This is a genomic window from Amycolatopsis sp. WAC 04197 (assembly GCF_003947475.1).
Classification (GTDB): Bacteria; Actinomycetota; Actinomycetes; order Mycobacteriales; family Pseudonocardiaceae; genus Amycolatopsis; species Amycolatopsis japonica.
The window spans coordinates 40,302-58,826 of record NZ_QHJK01000016.1; the positions used below are offsets into that span (position 1 = coordinate 40,302).

18 protein-coding genes are annotated in these 18,525 nt (G+C 69.4%); 7 read left to right on the forward strand and 11 right to left on the reverse strand.

Features of this window, described 5'->3' with window-relative positions:
* Positions 1-84: 84 nt before the first annotated feature.
* Entirely contained in the window at positions 85-1,038 is a 954-nt protein-coding gene (galE, locus tag DMC64_RS40240; protein ID WP_125737901.1) for a UDP-glucose 4-epimerase GalE, read from the forward strand.
* Here galE and DMC64_RS40245 read toward each other — a convergent pair.
* From DMC64_RS40245 to DMC64_RS40255, 3 genes are all read right to left on the reverse strand, one after another.
* Complete coding sequence (locus DMC64_RS40245) at positions 1,013-2,077, reverse strand: DUF4192 domain-containing protein (RefSeq protein WP_125737802.1); 1,065 nt, start codon at positions 2,075-2,077, stop codon at positions 1,013-1,015. The two genes, galE and DMC64_RS40245, sit on opposite strands and share 26 nt — an antisense overlap.
* Before the next feature lie 149 nt (positions 2,078-2,226).
* Positions 2,227-3,081: a M23 family metallopeptidase gene (locus DMC64_RS40250; RefSeq protein ID WP_125737803.1), complete on the reverse strand. Its 855-nt coding sequence runs from the start codon at positions 3,079-3,081 to the stop codon at positions 2,227-2,229.
* Positions 3,082-3,238: 157 nt separating this feature from the next.
* Positions 3,239-5,050 (reverse strand): Xaa-Pro dipeptidyl-peptidase, encoded by a 1,812-nt coding sequence (locus tag DMC64_RS40255; RefSeq protein WP_125737804.1) that lies wholly within the window; start codon positions 5,048-5,050, stop codon positions 3,239-3,241.
* An 83-nt stretch (positions 5,051-5,133) separates the two neighbouring features.
* Between DMC64_RS40255 and DMC64_RS40260 the strand changes: the two genes are divergently transcribed.
* Positions 5,134-6,699 (forward strand): DUF4139 domain-containing protein, encoded by a 1,566-nt coding sequence (locus tag DMC64_RS40260; RefSeq protein ID WP_125737805.1) that lies wholly within the window; start codon positions 5,134-5,136, stop codon positions 6,697-6,699.
* A gap of 79 nt (positions 6,700-6,778) precedes the next feature.
* Here DMC64_RS40260 and DMC64_RS40265 read toward each other — a convergent pair whose 3' ends face one another.
* The 3 genes from DMC64_RS40265 to DMC64_RS40275 are packed head-to-tail and all read right to left on the reverse strand — an operon-like array spanning position 6,779 to position 8,657.
* Positions 6,779-7,210 carry a CBS domain-containing protein gene (locus tag DMC64_RS40265; RefSeq protein ID WP_037343317.1) on the reverse strand — a complete coding sequence of 144 codons (432 nt, stop codon included), beginning with the start codon at positions 7,208-7,210 and terminating at the stop codon, positions 6,779-6,781.
* A 47-nt stretch (positions 7,211-7,257) separates the two neighbouring features.
* Positions 7,258-7,740 carry a hypothetical protein gene (locus tag DMC64_RS40270; protein ID WP_125737806.1) on the reverse strand — a complete coding sequence of 161 codons (483 nt, stop codon included), beginning with the start codon at positions 7,738-7,740 and terminating at the stop codon, positions 7,258-7,260.
* Positions 7,737-8,657, reverse strand: coding sequence for a neutral zinc metallopeptidase (locus tag DMC64_RS40275; protein ID WP_125737807.1), 921 nt, complete (start codon positions 8,655-8,657; stop codon positions 7,737-7,739). The genes DMC64_RS40270 and DMC64_RS40275 overlap by 4 nt, the downstream gene beginning before the upstream one ends.
* An 85-nt stretch (positions 8,658-8,742) precedes the next feature.
* Between DMC64_RS40275 and DMC64_RS40280 the strand changes: the two genes are divergently transcribed.
* Positions 8,743-10,749, forward strand: coding sequence for a prolyl oligopeptidase family protein (locus DMC64_RS40280; protein ID WP_125737808.1), 2,007 nt, complete (start codon positions 8,743-8,745; stop codon positions 10,747-10,749).
* Positions 10,750-10,814: 65 nt separating this feature from the next.
* Here DMC64_RS40280 and DMC64_RS40285 read toward each other — a convergent pair whose 3' ends face one another.
* Complete coding sequence (locus DMC64_RS40285) at positions 10,815-11,129, reverse strand: multidrug efflux SMR transporter (protein ID WP_037343307.1); 315 nt, start codon at positions 11,127-11,129, stop codon at positions 10,815-10,817.
* Positions 11,129-11,776 (reverse strand): FMN-dependent NADH-azoreductase, encoded by a 648-nt coding sequence (locus DMC64_RS40290; protein WP_125737809.1) that lies wholly within the window; start codon positions 11,774-11,776, stop codon positions 11,129-11,131. The genes DMC64_RS40285 and DMC64_RS40290 overlap by 1 nt, the downstream gene beginning before the upstream one ends.
* Before the next feature lie 94 nt (positions 11,777-11,870).
* Between DMC64_RS40290 and DMC64_RS40295 the strand changes: the two genes are divergently transcribed.
* The gene (locus tag DMC64_RS40295) at positions 11,871-12,455 is read left to right on the forward strand and encodes a TetR/AcrR family transcriptional regulator (RefSeq protein WP_125737810.1); all 585 of its coding nucleotides are present in this window, start codon (positions 11,871-11,873) and stop codon (positions 12,453-12,455) included.
* On the opposite strand, the gene DMC64_RS40300 is transcribed toward DMC64_RS40295, so the two are convergent.
* The gene (locus DMC64_RS40300) at positions 12,456-12,854 is read right to left on the reverse strand and encodes an SRPBCC domain-containing protein (RefSeq protein ID WP_037343302.1); all 399 of its coding nucleotides are present in this window, start codon (positions 12,852-12,854) and stop codon (positions 12,456-12,458) included.
* Between the two features lie 55 nt (positions 12,855-12,909).
* Between DMC64_RS40300 and DMC64_RS40305 the strand changes: the two genes are divergently transcribed.
* Genes DMC64_RS40305 through DMC64_RS40315 form a run of 3 tightly spaced genes read left to right on the forward strand, consistent with a single transcriptional unit; the run spans position 12,910 to position 14,973 of the window.
* A complete protein-coding gene (locus tag DMC64_RS40305) occupies positions 12,910-13,509 on the forward strand; it encodes an ABATE domain-containing protein (RefSeq protein ID WP_073846776.1) in 600 nt (199 codons plus the stop codon).
* Positions 13,510-13,527: 18 nt separating this feature from the next.
* On the forward strand, positions 13,528-14,577 hold the full coding sequence (locus tag DMC64_RS40310; RefSeq protein ID WP_125737811.1) for a DUF2293 domain-containing protein: 1,050 nt from the start codon (positions 13,528-13,530) through the stop codon (positions 14,575-14,577).
* A gap of 39 nt (positions 14,578-14,616) precedes the next feature.
* Positions 14,617-14,973 (forward strand): DoxX family protein, encoded by a 357-nt coding sequence (locus tag DMC64_RS40315; RefSeq protein WP_125737812.1) that lies wholly within the window; start codon positions 14,617-14,619, stop codon positions 14,971-14,973.
* Here DMC64_RS40315 and DMC64_RS40320 read toward each other — a convergent pair.
* Complete coding sequence (locus DMC64_RS40320) at positions 14,961-15,611, reverse strand: hypothetical protein (RefSeq protein WP_125737813.1); 651 nt, start codon at positions 15,609-15,611, stop codon at positions 14,961-14,963. The genes DMC64_RS40315 and DMC64_RS40320 overlap by 13 nt on opposite strands.
* An 80-nt stretch (positions 15,612-15,691) precedes the next feature.
* Positions 15,692-18,508, reverse strand: coding sequence for a vitamin B12-dependent ribonucleotide reductase (locus tag DMC64_RS40325; protein WP_037343291.1), 2,817 nt, complete (start codon positions 18,506-18,508; stop codon positions 15,692-15,694).
* Positions 18,509-18,525: the final 17 nt, after the last annotated feature.

The window sequence follows — 18,525 nt, forward strand, 5'->3', positions numbered from 1 at the left end:
GGGGGCGAGGACACTGGGCCGCGACCGCATCCGCAGCAGAAAGGCGCGAACGTGACCGACGAACCGACCAAGACCCTGAAGCTGATGGTGACGGGCGGAGCCGGTTATGTGGGCAGCGTCTGCGCGGCCCGCCTCATCGAGGCCGGGCACGACGTCACCGTGGTCGACGACCTCTCCACCGGGCACGCCGACGCGGTGCACCCGGACGCGACCTTCGTCGAGGGCGACGCCGCCGAGGTCGCCCAGCGTCTGCTCGGCGACGGCTTCGACGGTGTCCTCCACTTCGCCGCCAAGTCGCTGGTCGGCGAATCGATGACGGATCCGGCGAAGTACTGGGAAGGCAACGTCCTCACCTCGCTCCGCCTGCTCGAGGCGATGCGCGACCACGGCACGAAGCGGCTGGTGTTCTCCTCCACCGCGGCCACCTACGGCGAGCCCGAGTCCTCCCCCATCCCGGAGACGGCGCCGACCCAGCCGACCAACACCTACGGCGCGACGAAGCTGGCCATCGACCACGCGATCACGTCGTTTTCGCGCGCCCACGGCATCGCCGCGGTCAGCCTGCGCTATTTCAACGTCGCCGGCGCCTACGGCTCTTTCGGCGAGCGGCACACCACCGAAACCCACCTGATCCCCCTCGTGCTCCAGGTCGCCACCGGGGACCGCGAGCGGATCCAGATCTTCGGTGACGACTACCCGACTTCGGACGGCACCGCCATCCGCGACTACATCCACGTGGTCGACCTCGCCGACGCGCACCTGCTGGCCCTGCGGCACGCCGCCGACGGCGAACACCGCATCTACAACCTCGGCAGCGGCACCGGTTTCTCGGTGCTCGAGGTGATCGAGGCGTGCCGCCGCACCACCGGTCACGAGATCCCCGCCGCGGTCGCGCCGCGCCGCGCGGGCGACCCGTCGGTGCTGGTGGCCTCCAGCGAGCGAGCCGGTGACGAGCTCGGCTGGAAGCCCGAGCGCACCGATCTCGACGGCATCGTGGCCGACGCCTGGGCGTTCACCCAGTCCCGCCGGAACGTCTGAGCCTGATTTCCGGTGGTCCTTCGGCCTGCTGCCGCAGGACCACCTCGATCAGATCGGACGGCGGCACCATCGCGTTGAGGGCCGTGGTCAGCAGCTCCGCCAGCCGGTGCCCGGGGTCGGCCTCGGCGGCCCTGGCCAAGGCCATCCCGGCGGTCGCCAGGTCACCTCGGACGTAGGCGGCGTGCGCCTTCAGGACGAGTGCCTCGGCCGCTTCGGGTGCCGGGAGCTCCCGGGCCAGGATGAGCCAGAGGTCCTCCGCCACGCGGGCGAGCGCCGAATCCGCAGGGACGGCCGTGAGCAGACAGGCGCCGCGAACCTCGACGAGGGAAAGCGCCCAGGCCAGCCGGACGGCTTGGTCGTCGCTGATCGCCCGGTCTCCGCCGTCGACTCGAGTGAGGGCGGCGTTCACCTCGGCGACTCCGGCCGGGACGGGATCTTCCCCTCGCCACGGCGGATCGGCCATCCTGGTGAGCTGATCGGCACGTCTGGCGAGCGTCTCCGGCGCGACGGGGTCGAAGAGCCGCTCGACCTCGTCCCGGCTCGCGTGGGTGACGTGCCCGGCGCCGGTGACGACCGCGGCGGCCACCGAGTCCCGCGGATCCGGCAGGATCCCGCCACAGGTCCGCTCCCGGTAGCAGCCCCACCGCACGTCGGCGGCGATCCGGGGCGCCCACACCGAATGTGTCACCGAGATCTCGTACTCGGCCAGCGAGGCTTCCAGGCGCCGGATGAACCGGCGCCGCGGTGGCCGCCCCGCCTTGTTCGCGGTGCCACCGCCGACCACCGCGAGGGTGGCACCGGTGTGGCCGGACACGGCGAGCCTGATCGCCAGGTCACGCGCCTGGTCTTGTTCCAGGCCGGGCGGCGGCAGGTCCACGCGCATGACGAGGCCCTGTTTCATCCGTCCCGGGCCGCGCAGGCCGAAGACGACGACGGAGTCCTCGGGGTGGAATCCGAGGAGGTACGGGATCGCGGCGAGCAGGTCCGCCGGATCCGTCAGATCGACCTTGGTCCTGCCGGTCGGGGTGGAAGTGGTCATGCCCCCACCCTGCGGCGGGAATGGGGCCGCGGGGTGGGGGCATGACAGATCTGTGGACAGCCGGGACCGTTGTGGACAACCGCCGCGGGACCGGTCGTGGGACGCCGATCCTGTCGGTGAGGTGATCTACAGTGCCCGGCCCCGAGGGATCAGCCGCAGTGTTCGAACGGGCTCTCGTAAGCGTTCGATCCGACCGAACCGCCCCACTTGACGCAGGTCGAGGCGGCCGTCTTCTTCACCGGTCCGGCGTAGTAGGTGAAGCTGCCGGAGTCGGTCACACGAGCCGAACCCTGCACCTCGAGGAACGCCGAAACCGGCGAAGCGGTGCCGAGCGAAACGGCCTTCAGCGTGGTGACGCAGTTGGCCCCGGTCGAGGCGTTGTACAGCAGGTACGCGGTTCCCGAACCGTTCGCGAGCCCCTGCGAGTCGACGACCGAGAAGCCGCTGCCGCACACCTCGGTGGCCTCGTACGGGTTGCCGCCGCACGAGTTCTTGCTGGTGAAGTTCGTGTGGCCGTAGTACGGCACCGCGACCCCGTTCAGCACCGCCTTCTGCACCACGCCGTTGAGCCGCTCTTCGAAGTGCAGGTGCGGACCGGTCACCCCGCCGGTCGCGCCGGCCGTGCCGATCTGCTTGCCGAGGCTGACGGCCTGGCCGACCGAGACGGACTGCGTCGAAAGGTGGGCGTACCGGGTACGCCAGCCGCCACCGTGGTCGATCTCGACCCAGCGCCCATAGCTCGTGCTGCCTTCGTTGGCGACCCGGGTGACGGTGCCGCCCGCCGAGGCCAGCACCGGCATCCCGGTGATGCCCGACTTCTGGAAGTCGACCGAGTTCGCCGGGCTGTGCCCGCTGAACGTCGCCGCCGTGACCGTGACGCCGCATTTGAAGGGGACCTGGAAGTTCGGGGCGGCCGATGCCTGCGTCGTGCCGGCGAGGGTCAGGCCGAGCGCGGGGACGACGGCGGCCGCGGCGAGCACTGCGAAACGGCGCAACCTGGACATGGAGACCTCCATCAGGTGGGGAAGCCGGACAGGAACGGAGCAAAGCCGGGGGAAATACATTTTCCGTACAAGCCCGAGGTCGGGTCGGCGTTTTCCATCCGAAACGCCGGATGCCACGTCCCGGGCGGGACGTGGCATCCGGAAAGCGCGGCCCTGATCAGCCGAAGGCGGCACGCAGCGCGGGTTTGCCGCCCGCCACCGGCAGCACCAGCGTGGTGCGGTTCAGTTCGACCGAGACACCGGCGCCCGGCTTCGGCCGGAGCGTGTAGTCGTGGTCGCTGGAAGCCACCAGGAACTCGATCTTGTGCCCGGCCGCGAGCAGGTAGTCCTTCGCGACCAGTTCCACCTCGACCTTGTAGTTCTCACCAGGGGTGATCGGGTCGGTGCGGGCGGGGTCGCGCCGGTTCTGCGGGTCGGTCCAGCCCCGGGTGATCACCTTCGCCGTCCCGTCCGGGGCGCGGTCGAGGAGCACCGCGGTCACGTTCGCGGCCGGCTTGTCGAAGGACAGGGACAGGTCGGTCTTCACGGTTCCGGAAAGCCGCACGGGCTGCTTCGCCGCGGTGGTCGAGTACAGCAGACGGTTACCCGAAGACGTGGCGGCCGCCAGCTGTTCGATCGTCTTGCCCGCGTCGTCCGCCAGCGTCTCGACGGCGGCCTTGCCCGGGACGGGGTTCCGCGTGTCGAGCTTGCCCTTCGAAGAACCGCCGGGCCACGGGTAGAGCTTGACGTCCTGAGTGCCGGGCAGCGGCCACTCCGGCTCGTCCACCCACGACTTGTCCTCACGCTGGATGGTGGCCTTCGGCTCGCGCTCGATGCCGTTGTCGATGCCGTAGAGGTAGTGCGACATCCACTTGTTCAGCGTCGCGAGCCAGACGTCGCGGCGGAGGCTGTACGGATCGGCGTGCCCGGCCTGGTGCAGCCAGATCTTGTGCTCGACACCGCGCGCCTTGAGCATTTCGTACCAGCGGGTGCCCTGGTCGGTCTTGACGTTCCAGTCGCCGAGACCGTGCACCACGAGCACCGAGGCGCGCACCTTGTTCACGTCGTTGCGGTAGTTCCGCACGTCCCAGAAGCGGCTGTAGTCGCCGGTCACCCGGTCCTGGTCCACGCCGATCTGGTCGATCAGCGGACGGCAGACGGCGCGATCCTGGCGCGTGTAGACGTAATCCGCGAGCACGTCCGCGTCCTCGCCCTGGAAACCGCCGGCCGCGACGACGGCGCCGTCGTTGCGGTAGTAGTCGTACCAGCTGGAGATCGCCGCGATCGGCACGATCGTCTCCAGCCCTTCGACGCCGGTGCTGGCCACCGCGTTGGGCAGCGTCCCGTTGTAGGAGACGCCCGTCATACCGGTCTTGCCGGTGCTCCAGTCGGCGACCGCGGCCTTGCCCGCCGCGTCCCGTGCCGTCGCGCGGCCGTTCAGCCAGTCCACAATGGACTTCGCGCCGATGGTCTCGTTGACGTCGCCGGTGCTCGGGCAGCCGGTGGACTGACCGCTGCCGAGCGATTCCCCGTACACCACGGCGAACCCGCGGGCGGTGAAGTAGTCCTGGTAGCGCCAGCTGATCGGTGCCGCGTTGGGGCCGACGGTCTTCGTCGCGATCCGCGGGCCCGCCGGGGCGCGCTTCGCGCCGGGCACGTACAGCTCCACGTCGACGTTGTGGTTCGCGACGTCGTTGCCGCCCGCGTAGTACGGGCTGGCCTGGTAGACGACCGGGACCTTCATGCCCTGCTGTGTCGCGCGAGGACGCACGACCTCCGCGTGCACGAGGTCGTCCTTGCCGTCGTGGTCGCTGTCGACCGGCGCGGTGACCCAGACGTTCTCCCGGATGACGTCCGCCGGGTCGAACACCGGCTGGGCTTGGCCGTCCTTGAAGACCGGCGTTGGCGGCGCGTCGGCTTGGGCGGGCAACGCCGTCGCCGGAAGGACCAGGACGGCGGTGAACAGGGCGGCGAGCCTGGCGACTCTCACAAGACCCCCAAAAGGCTGGTGGGCAAGACGAAGCTGAGGCTTCCGGCCACCCGATCGGGTGTCAAGAGACTAACGTCGGAGGCATGCCGAGCACCCTGGAAGCACCGATCGTCGCCGTCACCGTCTATCCGCACCACGCCCGGATCACGAGGCGGGCTTCGGCGGCCCTCGACGGGGAAACGCGTTTCGCCTTCGCGGGCCTGCCGTGGAACCTGGACACGGATTCGGTCCGCGTCACCGGTTCCGGTCCGGCGGTCATCGCCGGGGTCGACGTCGCCGTCGAGCGCCATCCCGCGCCCGCGGACGCTTCACTGCGCGCGCTGACCGAACAGCGAAAGGCCGATCAGGCGGTGGTCGACGAGGTCGCGGACGCGGTCTCCGCCGAGACTGCGAAGGTCGAACTGCTGACCGGCCTGGCGACCCGTAGCGGCAAGAGTTTCGCGAAGGCGCTCGCGGCGGGCACGGCGGAGCCGCCTCGAGTCGCCGAAGTCACCGACGCACTGGGCACCCAGCTGGCCGAGGCGCTGGGCAAGCGCCGCGAACTCGGCATCCGCCTCGCCCGGCTCCGTGACGACCTCAAGGCTCTGGACCGCGAGATCGAGGCGAAACAAGGGGCGTCCGAAGTGGACAGCGCGACGGTCACGGTCGAGCTGGAGCCCGGGGAGGACGGCGCGGAGATCGGCCTCGAACTGTCCTATGTGGTCGCGAACGCGAGCTGGGAGCCGGGCTACGACGTGCGTGTCCGCGGTGAGGACGTCTCGCTGACCTGGTACGGGCGGATCACCCAGCACACCGGCGAGGACTGGCCGGAATGCGACCTGGCCCTCTCGACCGCGCGGCCGGCGAACACCGTCGAAGTACCGGAGCTCGAACCCTGGTTCCTCGACCGCGTGCGTCCGGTCCAGCCGTTGATGGCGCGCGCGGCGTACGGCAGCGCGTCGCCCGCGGGTGGCGGGATGCCGGAGGCGGCGGGCATGCCGGCGCCCGCCGGCCCCCCGATGGCCGCGCTGACGGCGTCCGTCGAACAGGGCACCACCGCGGTCACCTACCGGCCGGGCCGCCCGGTGGCGGTGCCGTCGGGGGCGCAGGGCCACCGCACGACGCTCGCGCAGCTGGAGCTGACGGCGAAACTGGGCTACATCTCCGCTCCGGCGGTGTCCCCGGAGGCGTTCCTTCGGGCGACCGTGGTCAACACTTCGGAGCACACGCTGCGGCCGGGGAAGGCTTCGGTGTTCCACGAGACGGAGTTCGTCGGCACCACGCGGCTGGACGTCTGGGCGCCGGGCGAGGAACTCGAACTCGCCCTCGGCGTGGACGACCGGATCCGGATCGAGCGCGAACTCACGCACCGCACGGCGAGCAAGGCGACGCTGTCCGGCGTCCGCAAACGGGAAGCCGCGTACACCACGACGATCGTCAACCACAGCCCGCGCGAAGCCGTCGTGACCGTGCTGGACCAGGCACCGGTTTCCCGGGACGACGCGATCACCGTGCGGGACGTGCGCACCACGCCGGAGCCGGTGGAGCGGACCGAGCTGGGCGAGTTCACGTGGCGGCTGACGCTCGCTTCGGGCGCGAAGGGCGTCGTGACGCTCGGGTACCGGGTGGACGTCGCGAAGGGGGTCGAGCTGTCGGGGTGGCGCGAGTAGCCGCCCCCGGATGTCATGAAAGGGCCGTTCAGGACATCTTTCGTCCTGAACGGCCCTTTCATGACACTTGGCGGGCCGGTCAGCCCTGCGAGATGTACGCCTCCAGCTGTTCCTGGCTCTGCTCCAGCTGTTCCATCCGGGTCTTCACGACGTCGCCGATGCTCACGATCCCCGCCAGCCTGCCGTCCACCACGACCGGGACGTGCCGGATCCGGCGTTCGGTCATCAGGACCGACAGCTGGTCCACCGAATCCTCGGGGGTGCAGCTTGCGACCATCTTCGTCATGATCGCGGACACCGATCCGTCGAGCAGCTGGGGTCCGCGCTCGTTGAGCCGCCGCACCACGTCCCGTTCGGAGACGATCCCGACGATCCCGCCCTCGGGGTCGACGACCACCAAGGCGCCGACGTTGTGCTCCGCCAGTCTCTCGAGCAGTTCGGTTACGTTCGTCTCCGGCGAGACGGTCGCGACGGCCGCCCCCTTGTTCCGCAACAGATCGGAAATCCGCATACGCGCTCCTCCCGGATGGGTGACCTGAGTCACTCCAGGTTATGGCCTCACCGCCGTGCGCGAAAGTCCGGAGAGTCCGGTTCGAGACCGAGCCGGGTGGCGAGCGCGTCGTAGGCCTCGATGATCCCCAGGCCGTAAGGGTCGTCGCCGAGCGCGCCGAGTGTTTCCCGCCCGAGCGCCCAGTGCTTCTTCGCGGACTCGTGATCACCCAGTTTGCGGTAGTCCTCGGCGAGGTTCAGGTGCAGCGAGGGATAGAACCCGCGTACGGCGAGCGTCGCGTGGTACTCCTTGGCGCGTTCGTCGGTGAGGGAATCGGCCGCCGCGAGCGCGCGGAGATCCCACGCGAGTTCGTCGGCCGGGTCGTCGCACACGTCGGCCATGTAGTGCGCGAGCGCGCACCGGTGCAGCGGGTCGCCGTCCTCGCCGATCCGTTCCCACAACGCCGCGAACCTCCCGCGCGCGCCGGCGCGGTCACCGGAGATATGCGCCTGGAGACCGGTATTGATCTCGGCCATCACCTCGTCGGTCATTTGACGTCCGAAGCGGGCGCCGCCCAGGTGTTGCACGCCGACGTCGTCTTCCCGGAGAACCCGGCCTTCGCCCATTTCAGCTGATTACGACGGCTGCCGTGGGTGTCGCTGTCGTCTGCGCGGCCGTAGTCGTCGAGTGCCGCGTTCGCCAGCGACTTGCTGATCGAGCCGCGACCGGCGGCGGCCGCGAGGGCGAGCGCGCCGAAACAGTTCGCCTGCAGTTCGATGCGGCGAACGAGTTCCTTGTCGGCCGGGCTGTCCTCGCCCGGTGACGACATCTTCTCCGCGGCCGCCGACAGGATCCCGCTGGACCGCTGGATGTGGTGCCCGTACTCGTGGGCCATCGTCGCGAGATGACGGGACCGTTCGAGACCCGCGTCGCCCAGCATCCACTGGGTCGGCGCGTAGATCGTGGTGTCGCCGCCGCAGTAGTAGGCGACGGCCTCGTTCTCGCTCGGCGCCTTTCCGCACGCGCTGGTCTCGGGCAGCGTCACCTGCACGGTCACCGTCAGCGCGGGTTCGTTCGCCTGGTCCAAGGCGGGTTTCCAGGATTCGGCGAGACAGGACACGAAGGTCTTGTAGTACGTCTCCAGTTTCGCTGGCTCGCGGCTGATCGCGGGCAGCCGGCAGGTGACGGCGCCGAGCGCGATCCCCTCCGCCAGCAGCGGGTTCGTCTCCAGTTCCCGCACCTCCTTCGGCGCGGGTTTCGCGTTCCCGGCGGGCGCTTTGGCCCCTTCGGAGGTGTACACACCGGACGCCGGGAGGGCTTGGCCGTCGATCTTCCGCGGCCCGCCCGCCATCGCCATCCCGGTGGTCGTCAGCGCGGCGACGATGAGCAGACCGACGACGGCCGCCCCCGGGTTCCGGCGAGGCGGCGGGGGCGCGAACGGTCTGGGTACCTCGTCGGTGCCGGTCATGGTGTCCCCCAAACGTGCGAGCCCACAGCATACGGAATGCCACACCTGGTGGCGCCGGGACGGAGCACCCGGCGAGACTGTGGGCATGAGTGACGAGGACCCGTACCTGTGGCTGGAAGACGTGACCGGCGAAGCGGCGCTGGACTGGGTGCGAGCCCGCAACGCCGAGGCGCTGGCGGAACTGTCCACCGGCGAGCGGTTCGCCGGGATCCGTGACGAGGTCCGCGAGGTCCTCGACGCCGACGACCGGATCCCGTACATCCGGCGCCGCGGCGAATATCTGTACAACTTCTGGCAGGACTCGGCCAACCCCCGCGGCCTGTGGCGCCGCACCACCCTGGAGCAGTACCGGCTCGACGACCCGGAGTGGGAACTCCTGCTCGACGTCGACGCCCTGGCCGAGGCCGACGGCGAGAACTGGGTGTGGCAGGGCGCGGCCGTCCTCCGTCCGGGGTATCACCGCGCGTTGGTCGAACTGTCGCGCGGAGGCGCCGACGCGACCGTGGTCCGCGAGTACGACCTCGACGAGCGCCGTTTCGTCGACGACGGGTTCTTCGTCCCCGAGGCCAAGACCAGGATCGGCTGGATCGACCAGGACCGCGTCTACGTCGGCACCGACTTCGGTCCGGGGACGCTGACCAGTTCGGGCTATCCGAGGCTGGCGAAGGAATGGCGTCGCGGCACGCCGCTCGAAGAGGCGACGGTGGTCTTCGAGGGCAAACCGGACGACGTCTCGGTGTCCGCGCACCACGACCCGACCGAGGGCTGGGAGCGCGACTTCGTCTACCGGTCGGTCGACTTCTACCGCACGGAAAGGTATGTCCGGACGGCCGCCGGTCTCGACCGCATCGAGGTCCCCGAAGACGCCCAGACGTCCTCGCACCGTGAGTGGTTGCTGATCCGGCTTCGCTCGGACTGGACCGTCGAAGGCACGACGTACCCCTCCGGCACCCTGCTCGCCTCCGACTTCGACGCGTTCATGGCGGGCGAGCGCACCTTCACGACGTTGTTCACGCCGGACGCGCACACGTCGCTGGAGTACTGGGCGTGGACGCACAACCACCTGCTGCTCTCGACGCTGTCCGACGTCCGGACGGAACTGCACGTGCTCACGCCGTCCGAAGGCTGGACCTCCCGGCCGCTCGCCGGCGCCCCGGAACTGGGCACCGCGCAGATCACCGGCACGGACCCCGACGTCAGCGACGAATACCTGCTCGACTCCAGCGGTTACACCCAGCCGTCGACGCTGAGCTATGGGCACGTCGGCGGTGACGTCGAGGTCCTCAAGCGCGCTCCGTCGTTCTTCGACAGCGAAGGCATGACGGTCTCGCAGTACTTCGCGACGTCCGAAGACGGCACGAAGATCCCGTACTTCGTCGTACGCCCCTCCGGTGCCGAAGGCGGCCCGACGCTGCTGACCGGCTACGGCGGCTTCGAGGTCTCACTGACCCCCGGCTACAGCGGCATCATCGGCCGCGGCTGGCTCGCGCGAGGCGGCACGTACGTCGTCGCGAACATCCGCGGTGGCGGCGAATACGGGCCGGACTGGCACACCTCGGTGACCAAAGCCAAGCGGTACAAGGTCTACGAGGACTTCTCGGCCGTCGCCGCCGATCTCGTCGAGCGCGGGATCAGCGAGCCGTCCCGGCTCGGGATCCAGGGCGGCAGCAACGGCGGGCTGCTGATGGGTGTCATGCTGACGCGCTACCCGCACCTGTTCGGCGCGATCGTGAGCCAGGTCCCGCTGCTGGACATGAAGCGGTACCACAAGCTCCTCGCGGGAGCGTCGTGGATGGCCGAGTACGGCGACCCCGACGATCCGGCGGAATGGGACTTCATCGGGAAGTACTCGCCGTACCAGAACGTCCACGCGGACCGCGCGTACCCGCCGGTCCTGTTCGTCACCTCCACCCGCGACGACCGGGTGCATCCCGCGCACGCGCGCAAGATGGTGGCGCGGATGGCGGAGCAGGGGCACGACGTGCGGTACCACGAGAACATCGAGGGCGGGCACGGCGCGGCGGCCGACAACGAGCAGCTCGCGTTCAAATGGGCGCTGATGTTCGAGTTCCTGTGGGAGAAGCTCGTCTGACATGTCATGAAAGGGCCGTTCAGGACATCTTGCGTCCTGAACGGCCCTTTCATGACACTGGGACCTCACTCGGTCACCTTCGCGAGCACCACCCCTCCGACGATCAGCGCCATCGCCGCGAACCGGCCGAAGCTGACCGGGTCCTTGTGGATCACGATGCCGAACACGATCGCGCCCACCGCGCCGATCCCGGTGAAGACGGCGTACGCGGTCCCCACCGGGATCGAGTCCATCGCCTTCGACAGCAGGTACACCGCGGCGACGCCGAGCACGAAGCACAGCACGGTCGGCCAGAACCGGGTGAAGTTCTCCGTCGGCTTGATGCTCTGCGACCAGGCGACCTCGACGGCTCCCGCCAGCAGCAGGATTCCCCAGCCCATCAGACTTCCCTCCCAGCCTTTTCGGCGCCGAGGAGCGCCTGCTCCCGCGACGCGATCCGGTCGGCGTCACGCGGGCTCAACCGCGGGTCGACCAGGGCGTTCGTCAGTTCGGAGTGCAGGAAGGTGACGTCCCGGACGTCGTAGTGCCCGGCGAAGAAATCGCGCAGGTAGCGCTCGTGGTGGTCGACCGGCTCGCGCGGCGTACCCGGCAGGTACGTCCCGCCGCGCGCTCCCGCGACCACGAAAGCCTTGCCAGCCAAGGACATCTTCGGGAACGTCACCTGGTCGATCCACAGCTTGAGCGTCGCGGGGATCGAGAAGTTGTACATCGGCGCGCCGATCAGCACGACGTCGGCGGCGAGCAGTTCGGCCAGCAGCGGCTCGATGACCGCCCAGGCTTCGCGCTGCTCCGGCGTCTTCACCACGGAGGCGTAGCCGTCCGGATCCGTGATCCCCGCCTGGAGGAGGGCGTCGCAGATCTCGGTCCAGGCCTGGCCGATCGGCGGCACCGGGTCGGCGGCCAGGTCGCGGTAGGTGTAGGCCGCGCCCGGGTTCGCGGCACGCCAGGCGCCGGCGAACCGGGCACTCAGCTCGCGGGAGAACGACGCGCTGCGGGCACTGGAGTCGAGGTGGAGAAGGTGGCTCATCGGGGCCTCCGGGACCAGGAAGTGGACACGGCGTCCACTTGCTTCGCCGGGTACAAGTGGACGCCGCGTCCGGATATTCCCTAGGCTGCGAAACATGCCGGAAGATCTGCTCGCGAACGGTCCGGGACGGGAACGTTCGGACGCCGCCCGTAACCGCGCGAAGATCCTGGAGGCCGCCGAAGGGCTCTTCGCCGCACGTCCGGCGGCCGACATCACCATGGAGGACATCGCCAAAGCGGCCGGAGTCGGCCGCGCGACGCTGTACCGCCGTTACCCGGACCGCTCGGCGATCGCCGTGGCCCTGCTGGACGAACACGAGCGGGAACTCCAGGAGCGGCTGCTCACCGGCCCTCCCCCACTGGGGCCCGGCGCGCCGCCCGCCGAGCGGCTGGCCGCGTTCTACGCGGCGATGATCGGACTGCTCGCCCGGCACGCGCATCTCGTCCTCGGCACCGAGGTCGGGCACTCGCGGTTCACCACCGGGCCGTACCGGCTGTGGCGCACCCATGTCCGCCATCTCGCGGAGCAGGCGGGCGCCCCGGATCCGGACGTGCTCGCCGACGTCCTGCTGGCGCCGCTCGCCGTCGAAGTGTTCCTGCATCAAACAGGCGAGCTCGGCCTGAGCGTCGAACGGATCACCGACACCCTGGCCGAGCTCGCCCGGCGAACGCTCTCCTGATCAGCCGGCGAGACCGTCGACGACCAGCTTCATCACGGCCTGCCAGTGCTCGCGCTGCGCGGCGCGCTCTTCCGGGCCGGTCAGCCGCTCCTGGTGGAAGACCACGGTCGTCTTGCCCGGCCCGGCCGGACGGAGCCCGACCTGGACCGTGCTCTCGTGATCCCAGTCCTTCGGCCGCCAGGTGAGACGGATCTTCTCGCGTTCGCGGTACCCGCGGACCTCGCCGACGGTGCCCTCGGCCGTCTCGTACGGCGCGCCCTTCTCCGGCTCCAGCGACACTTCGCCCAGCCAGGCCGCCAGGCCCGGACCCGAGAGGTACTCCCAAACCTCGTCCAGCGGATACGCCACCGTCTTGGACACGCCGATCTCCCAGCCCGCGTCCTTCGTCTTGCCGATCATCACGCCTCCGCTGTAACCGTCTTACATGGTTTCTGAAACCGACTATAGTGGTTACATGACTCCGGGAACAAGAGTGCTCGTCAACGCCCAGGGCGAGCGGTACCGGTTCGACCCGGGCAGCCTCAGCCTCGAACTCATGCTGACCGGCGGCCCCGGCCCGTACGAGCGTTACGAGATCGCGCATACGCCGTCCGCCCTCGCCGACTGGTTCACCGGCTCCCGGCTGGCGCTGACCGCTCCCCTGACCGACGTCCGGATCCGGCCCGCCGAACTCACCGCGCTCAAGGAGCTGCGGGACACGCTCTACCGCGTCGCACCAGCCCTCGCCCGGGGCGAAGCACCGTCGGCCGACGACCTCGCCGTGCTGAACAGCGCGACCGAAGCCACCCCGAGGCCGCTCGTGGACCCGGAAACCCGGCGGCTCGCCTGGGCGCCACCCGTCACCGGGAAGCAACTCCTCGGCGCCGTCGCCCGCGACGCCATCGGCCTGGTCGCGGGCGAACGCTCCGGCCGCGTCCGCGAATGTTCCGCGAGCGACTGCTATCTGCTGTTCTTCGACACCTCGCGGTCGGGCAACCGCCGCTGGTGTTCGATGGAGCGCTGCGGCAACCGCGCCAAGATCCGGGCGTACCGGGCCCGGACCGAAACCGCGTGATCGCTAGGATTCCCGGCGATGCAGGGTGAAGCGAAACTGGAGCAACGCGTCGTCGACACGGCGGAAAAGCTGCTGGCCAAAAAGAAGTCGGTGACCGCGCTCGGCATCCTCACCGGCATCGGCTGGCTCTCGGAGAACGTCGTCGACGCCTGGCAGCGCGGCCGGATCCCCGTGCTGACGGGGGCGCTGTCGGTGGCACCGGAGAAGCTGACCTTCGCTCTCGATGCCCTGCAACGCTGGGTCGCGGCCAAGGGCCTCGAAGCGTCGGAGATCGAGCACGTCGGCGCGAGCCGGGACCGGACGGCCCTCCAGGTGACCTCCGGCGAGCTCGCCGGTCTCGAACCGCTGTTCCGGACGCACTGGATCATGCCGGGACTGTCCGAAGCCAAACGCGCGCAAGTCGAAGCCAGGCAACGGAAAGCACCCGACCTCATGGTGTCGGTGGCACTGCGGGATTGGACGTGCGCCGACTGCGGCGGCACCGGCGACCTGTGGTTCGCGGAGAACGAAAAGCCGCATTGCCTCGACTGTGCCGACCTCGGCCACCTGGTCTTCCTGCCCTCCGGAGACGCCACCCTGACCCGCCGGGCGAAGAAGGCGAGCCGGCTTTCCGCCGTCGTCACCAAGTTCAACCGGTCGCGGAAACGCCATGAGCGGCAAGGGATCCTGGTCGAAGAAGCGGCACTGCGCGCCGCCGAGGAACAATGCCTCGCCGACGAGGACATCCGGGAACGGCGCCGCGGCCGCGATCGGGAACGCCGCGCCCACGAAGACGTCGAGTTCACCGCCCGGTTCCACACCGCGATCACCGAGATGTTCCCCGGCTGCCCGCCGGACCGGGCACGCGCCATCGCCGAACACGCGGGCCTGCGCGGCAGCGGCCGGGTGGGCCGGTCCGCCGCCGGGCGGGAACTGGCCGAACGAGCGGTGTTCCTCGCCGTCGTCGCCTCGATCCGGCATCTGGACACCGAGTACGACGACCTCCTCATGGCAGGAGTTGAACGCCAGGCCGCCCGCGACCGCATCCGGCCCGCCATCGACGCGGTGCTCGACCGCTGGCGATCCTGACCGCTGTCACGTTCCGGGCGCGGGCCTCGTCCACGGGGCATGTTCACCGCATACCTCATCGTGGCCATCGTGACGATCGTCCTCAACGCCGGGGCGGCGATCGCCGATTTCGTCTATGCCCCGTTCGTCCTCGAGAATTCCGCCGCCGTCGACGTACCGCGTTCCTGGATCGTGCCCCTGGGCCTGGCGAAGGCCGCGGGCGCGGCGGGCCTGACCCTCGGCCTGGTCGGGGTGCCCTACCTCGGGGCCGCGGCGGCCACCGGACTCGTGCTGTTCTACATCGGCGCGGTCGTCGCGCATGTGCGCGCCCGCGTCTTCGGCAACATGATCGTCCCCGGCGGACTCCTCGCGCTGGCCGCGGTCGTCCTGGTCCTGGATCTCGCTCAGGCCAGGTAGGGACCGAAGTGCTCGGCGACGACGTCCGCGATCGCTTCGGCGTCTTTCGAGCCGTCGACCCGCAGCACCCGGATCCCTAACCTTTCCGCGCTCCGCACGGCGTCCTCGGCGACGAGCCGGTCTCGCGCGATCCGGTTGCGCTGCGCCCGTTCGGGGTCACTGACCCGCTGTGTCACCGCCCCGGCACGGGGCAGCACACGAAGCTGGTGCTCGCGGAACTCGTCCGTGGGCACCAGCACGATCATCCGCCGGGGTGAATCCAGGAGTGGCGCGACCAGTTCCGGGCGCAGCCCCCAGCCCTCGGCGAGGATCGGGCGCCCGGACACCAGCGCGCGCAGATCGTCCAGCGCCCAGGCGAACCGGGTCGGGAAACCGGCGATCGTGTCGGCGGCCATCCGTTCGGGTGTCGTCTCGACCCAGACCGCCTCGGGGTCGGGATCCTCGACAGGCGAACCGTTCCGGACGCGGTGGGCGATGCGGCGGTCCTGATGGGCGCGGGCATCGTGGAAGTCGTAGTGGTAGACGGTGATGCCGTGGCGGCGGGCGAGCAGGCGGGAGACGGTGGACTTCCCCGCCCATTGCCCGCCGCAGATCCAGAGCGCCTGCTTGAGTGTGCCGAAAGGATCAACGATGGTCACGCACGCGCCTCCGGTGTCATGAAAGGGCCGTTCAGGACATATATCGTCCTGAACGGCCCTTTCATGACATTCGCTTTGATCTAGCTGCAGCCGGAGGTCGCTCCGCACCCTTCGCAGGCGTAGCACGAACCGGCGGGCCGCATCTTGGTGCCGCAGGTCATGCAGAGCGGCGCGTCGGAAGCGGTGCCCAGGTTCAACTCCACCAGTTCCGCCGTCGAGTGCGCGACCTTGGCGGGCTCCGCGGACGAGGAGTCCACAGTGGACCGGAGGGCGTCGATGTCGACGTTCTCCGGTTCCGCGGCGGGAGCGGTGCCGTAGCTCGCTTCGACCTGCGCCGAACGTTCGTCGGCGGTGAAGATGCCGAGCTGCGAACGCTTCTCGTACGGCAGGTAGTCCAACGCCAGCCTGCGGAACAGGTAGTCCATGACGCTGGTGGCGATCCGGATGTCCGGGTCGTCGGTCATGCCGGCGGGCTCGAAACGCAGGTTGGAGAACTTCGAAACGTAGAACTCCAGCGGGATCCCGTGCTGCAGGCCGACGGAGATCGACATCGAGAACGCGTCCATCACGCCCGAAAGGGTCGACCCCTGCTTGCCGAGCTTCACGAAGATCTCGCCGAGGCCGTCGTCCGGGTACGAACCGGCGTGCAGGTAGCCCTCGGCGCCGCCGACGGTGAACGACACCGTCTGGCTCGGGCGCTTCTTCGGCAGGCGCTTGCGGACCGGCCGGTACTCGACGACCTTCTCCGCCTCGGGCTCGGCCTTCTCCTTCTTGCCGCTGGACAGCGGCTGGCCGACCTTGCAGTTGTCGCGGTAGATCGCGAGCGCCTTGAGGCCGTACTTCCAGCCCTGGAAGTAGATCTCCTCGACCTCTTCGACGGTCGCCGACTCCGGCATGTTGACCGTCTTGGAGATCGCGCCCGACAGGAACGGCTGCACCGCGGCCATCATCCGGACGTGTCCCATCGGCGCGATGGACCGCTCCCCCACCGCGCAGTCGAACACTTCGTAGTGCTCCTGGCGCAGGCCGGGGGCGTCGACGACGTGGCCGTGCTGAGCGATGTATTCGACGATCGCTTCGATCTGCTCGCCCTGGTAACCGAGCGCGGCCAGCGCGCGCGGGATGGTCTGGTTGACGATCTGCATCGAGCCGCCGCCGACCAGCTTCTTGAACTTGACAAGCGAGAAGTCCGGCTCGATGCCGGTCGTGTCGCAGTCCATCATGAAGCCGATGGTGCCGGTGGGCGCGAGCACGGAGGCCTGCGCGTTGCGCCAGCCGCTCTTCTCGCCCAGTTCGATGCCGCGCTTCCATTCCTGGGTCGCGAGCGCGCGGACCGCGGCGTCGTTCGAGTGATAGGTCCGCACGAGTTCGTTGGCGGCGGCGTGCTTGCGCATGACCCGCTGGTGCGCCTCGGCGTTGCGCGCGTAGCCCTCGTACGGCCCGACGACCGCGGCGAGTTCCGCGGAACGCCGGTACGAGACGCCGGTCATCAGCGACGTGATCGCGGCGGCGAGCGCGCGGCCGCCGTCGGAGTCGTACGCGTGGCCGAGCGCCATGAGCAGCGCGCCGAGGTTCGCGTAGCCGATGCCCAGCTGACGGAACTTGCGGGTGGTGTCGCCGATCGCCTCGGTCGGGAAGTCGGCGAAGCAGATCGAGATGTCCATCGCGGTGATGACCAGCTCGACGGCCTTCGCGAACAGCGGCGCGTCGAAACCGCCGTCCTCGGTGGCGAACTTGAGCAGGTTCAGCGAGGCGAGGTTGCAGCTGGAGTTGTCCAGGTGCATGTACTCCGAACACGGGTTGGACGCGGTGATCCGGCCCGATTCGGGGCAGGTGTGCCAATCGTTGATCGTGCCGTCGTACTGCAGCCCCGGGTCGGCGCATTCCCAGGCGGCCTGCGCGATGGTGCGGAACAGCTTCTTCGCGTCGACCCGGTCGATGACCTCGCCGGTCGTCCGGGATCGCAGGCCGAAGTCGCCCTCGGTCTCGACGGCCTGCATGAACTCGTCGGAGACGCGGACCGAGTTGTTCGCGTTCTGGTACTGGACGGAGGCGATGTCCGAACCGGACAGGTCCATGTCGAACCCGGCGTCGCGGAGGACCTTGATCTTCTCCTCTTCGCGGGCCTTGGTCTGCACGAACTCCTCGACGTCCGGGTGGTCGACGTCGAGCACGACCATCTTCGCCGCGCGCCGGGTGGCGCCGCCGGATTTGATGGTGCCCGCGGAGGCGTCGGCGCCGCGCATGAAGGAGACCGGACCGGACGCGGTGCCGCCGGAGGACAGCAGCTCACGCGAGGACCGGATGCGGGAGAGGTTCAGGCCGGCGCCGGAACCGCCCTTGAAGATCAGGCCCTCTTCGCGGTACCAGTTGAGGATCGACTCCATGGTGTCGTCGACCGCGAGTATGAAGCACGCGCTGACCTGCTGCTTCGACGTCGTGCCGACGTTGAACCACACCGGCGAGTTGAAGCTGAACACCTGGTGCAGCAGCATCCAGGTCAGCTCGTGCTCGAAGACCTCGGCGTCGGCGGGGCTCGCGAAGTAACCGTGTTCGCGGCCGGCGTTGACGTAGGAGTGGACGACGCGGTCGATCAGCTGCTTCAGGCTCTGCTCGCGCTGAGGCGTCCCCACGGCACCGCGGAAGTACTTGCTCGTGACGATGTTCGTCGCGTTGACCGACCAGAAGTCGGGGAACTCGACACCGCGCTGCTCGAAGTTGACCGTGCCGTCGCGCCAGTTCGTCATCACGACGTCCCGGTTCTCCCAGGTGACCTGGTCGTACGGGTGGACGCCCTCGGTGGTGAAAACGCGGCGCACGGTGAGCCCGCCCGCCTGCTTCTTCTTCCCGTTCGTCCGCGCTGTGGCCGGGTTGCCTGTTCCCACGGTCTCGGTCATGGGTCTTTCCCTCACTC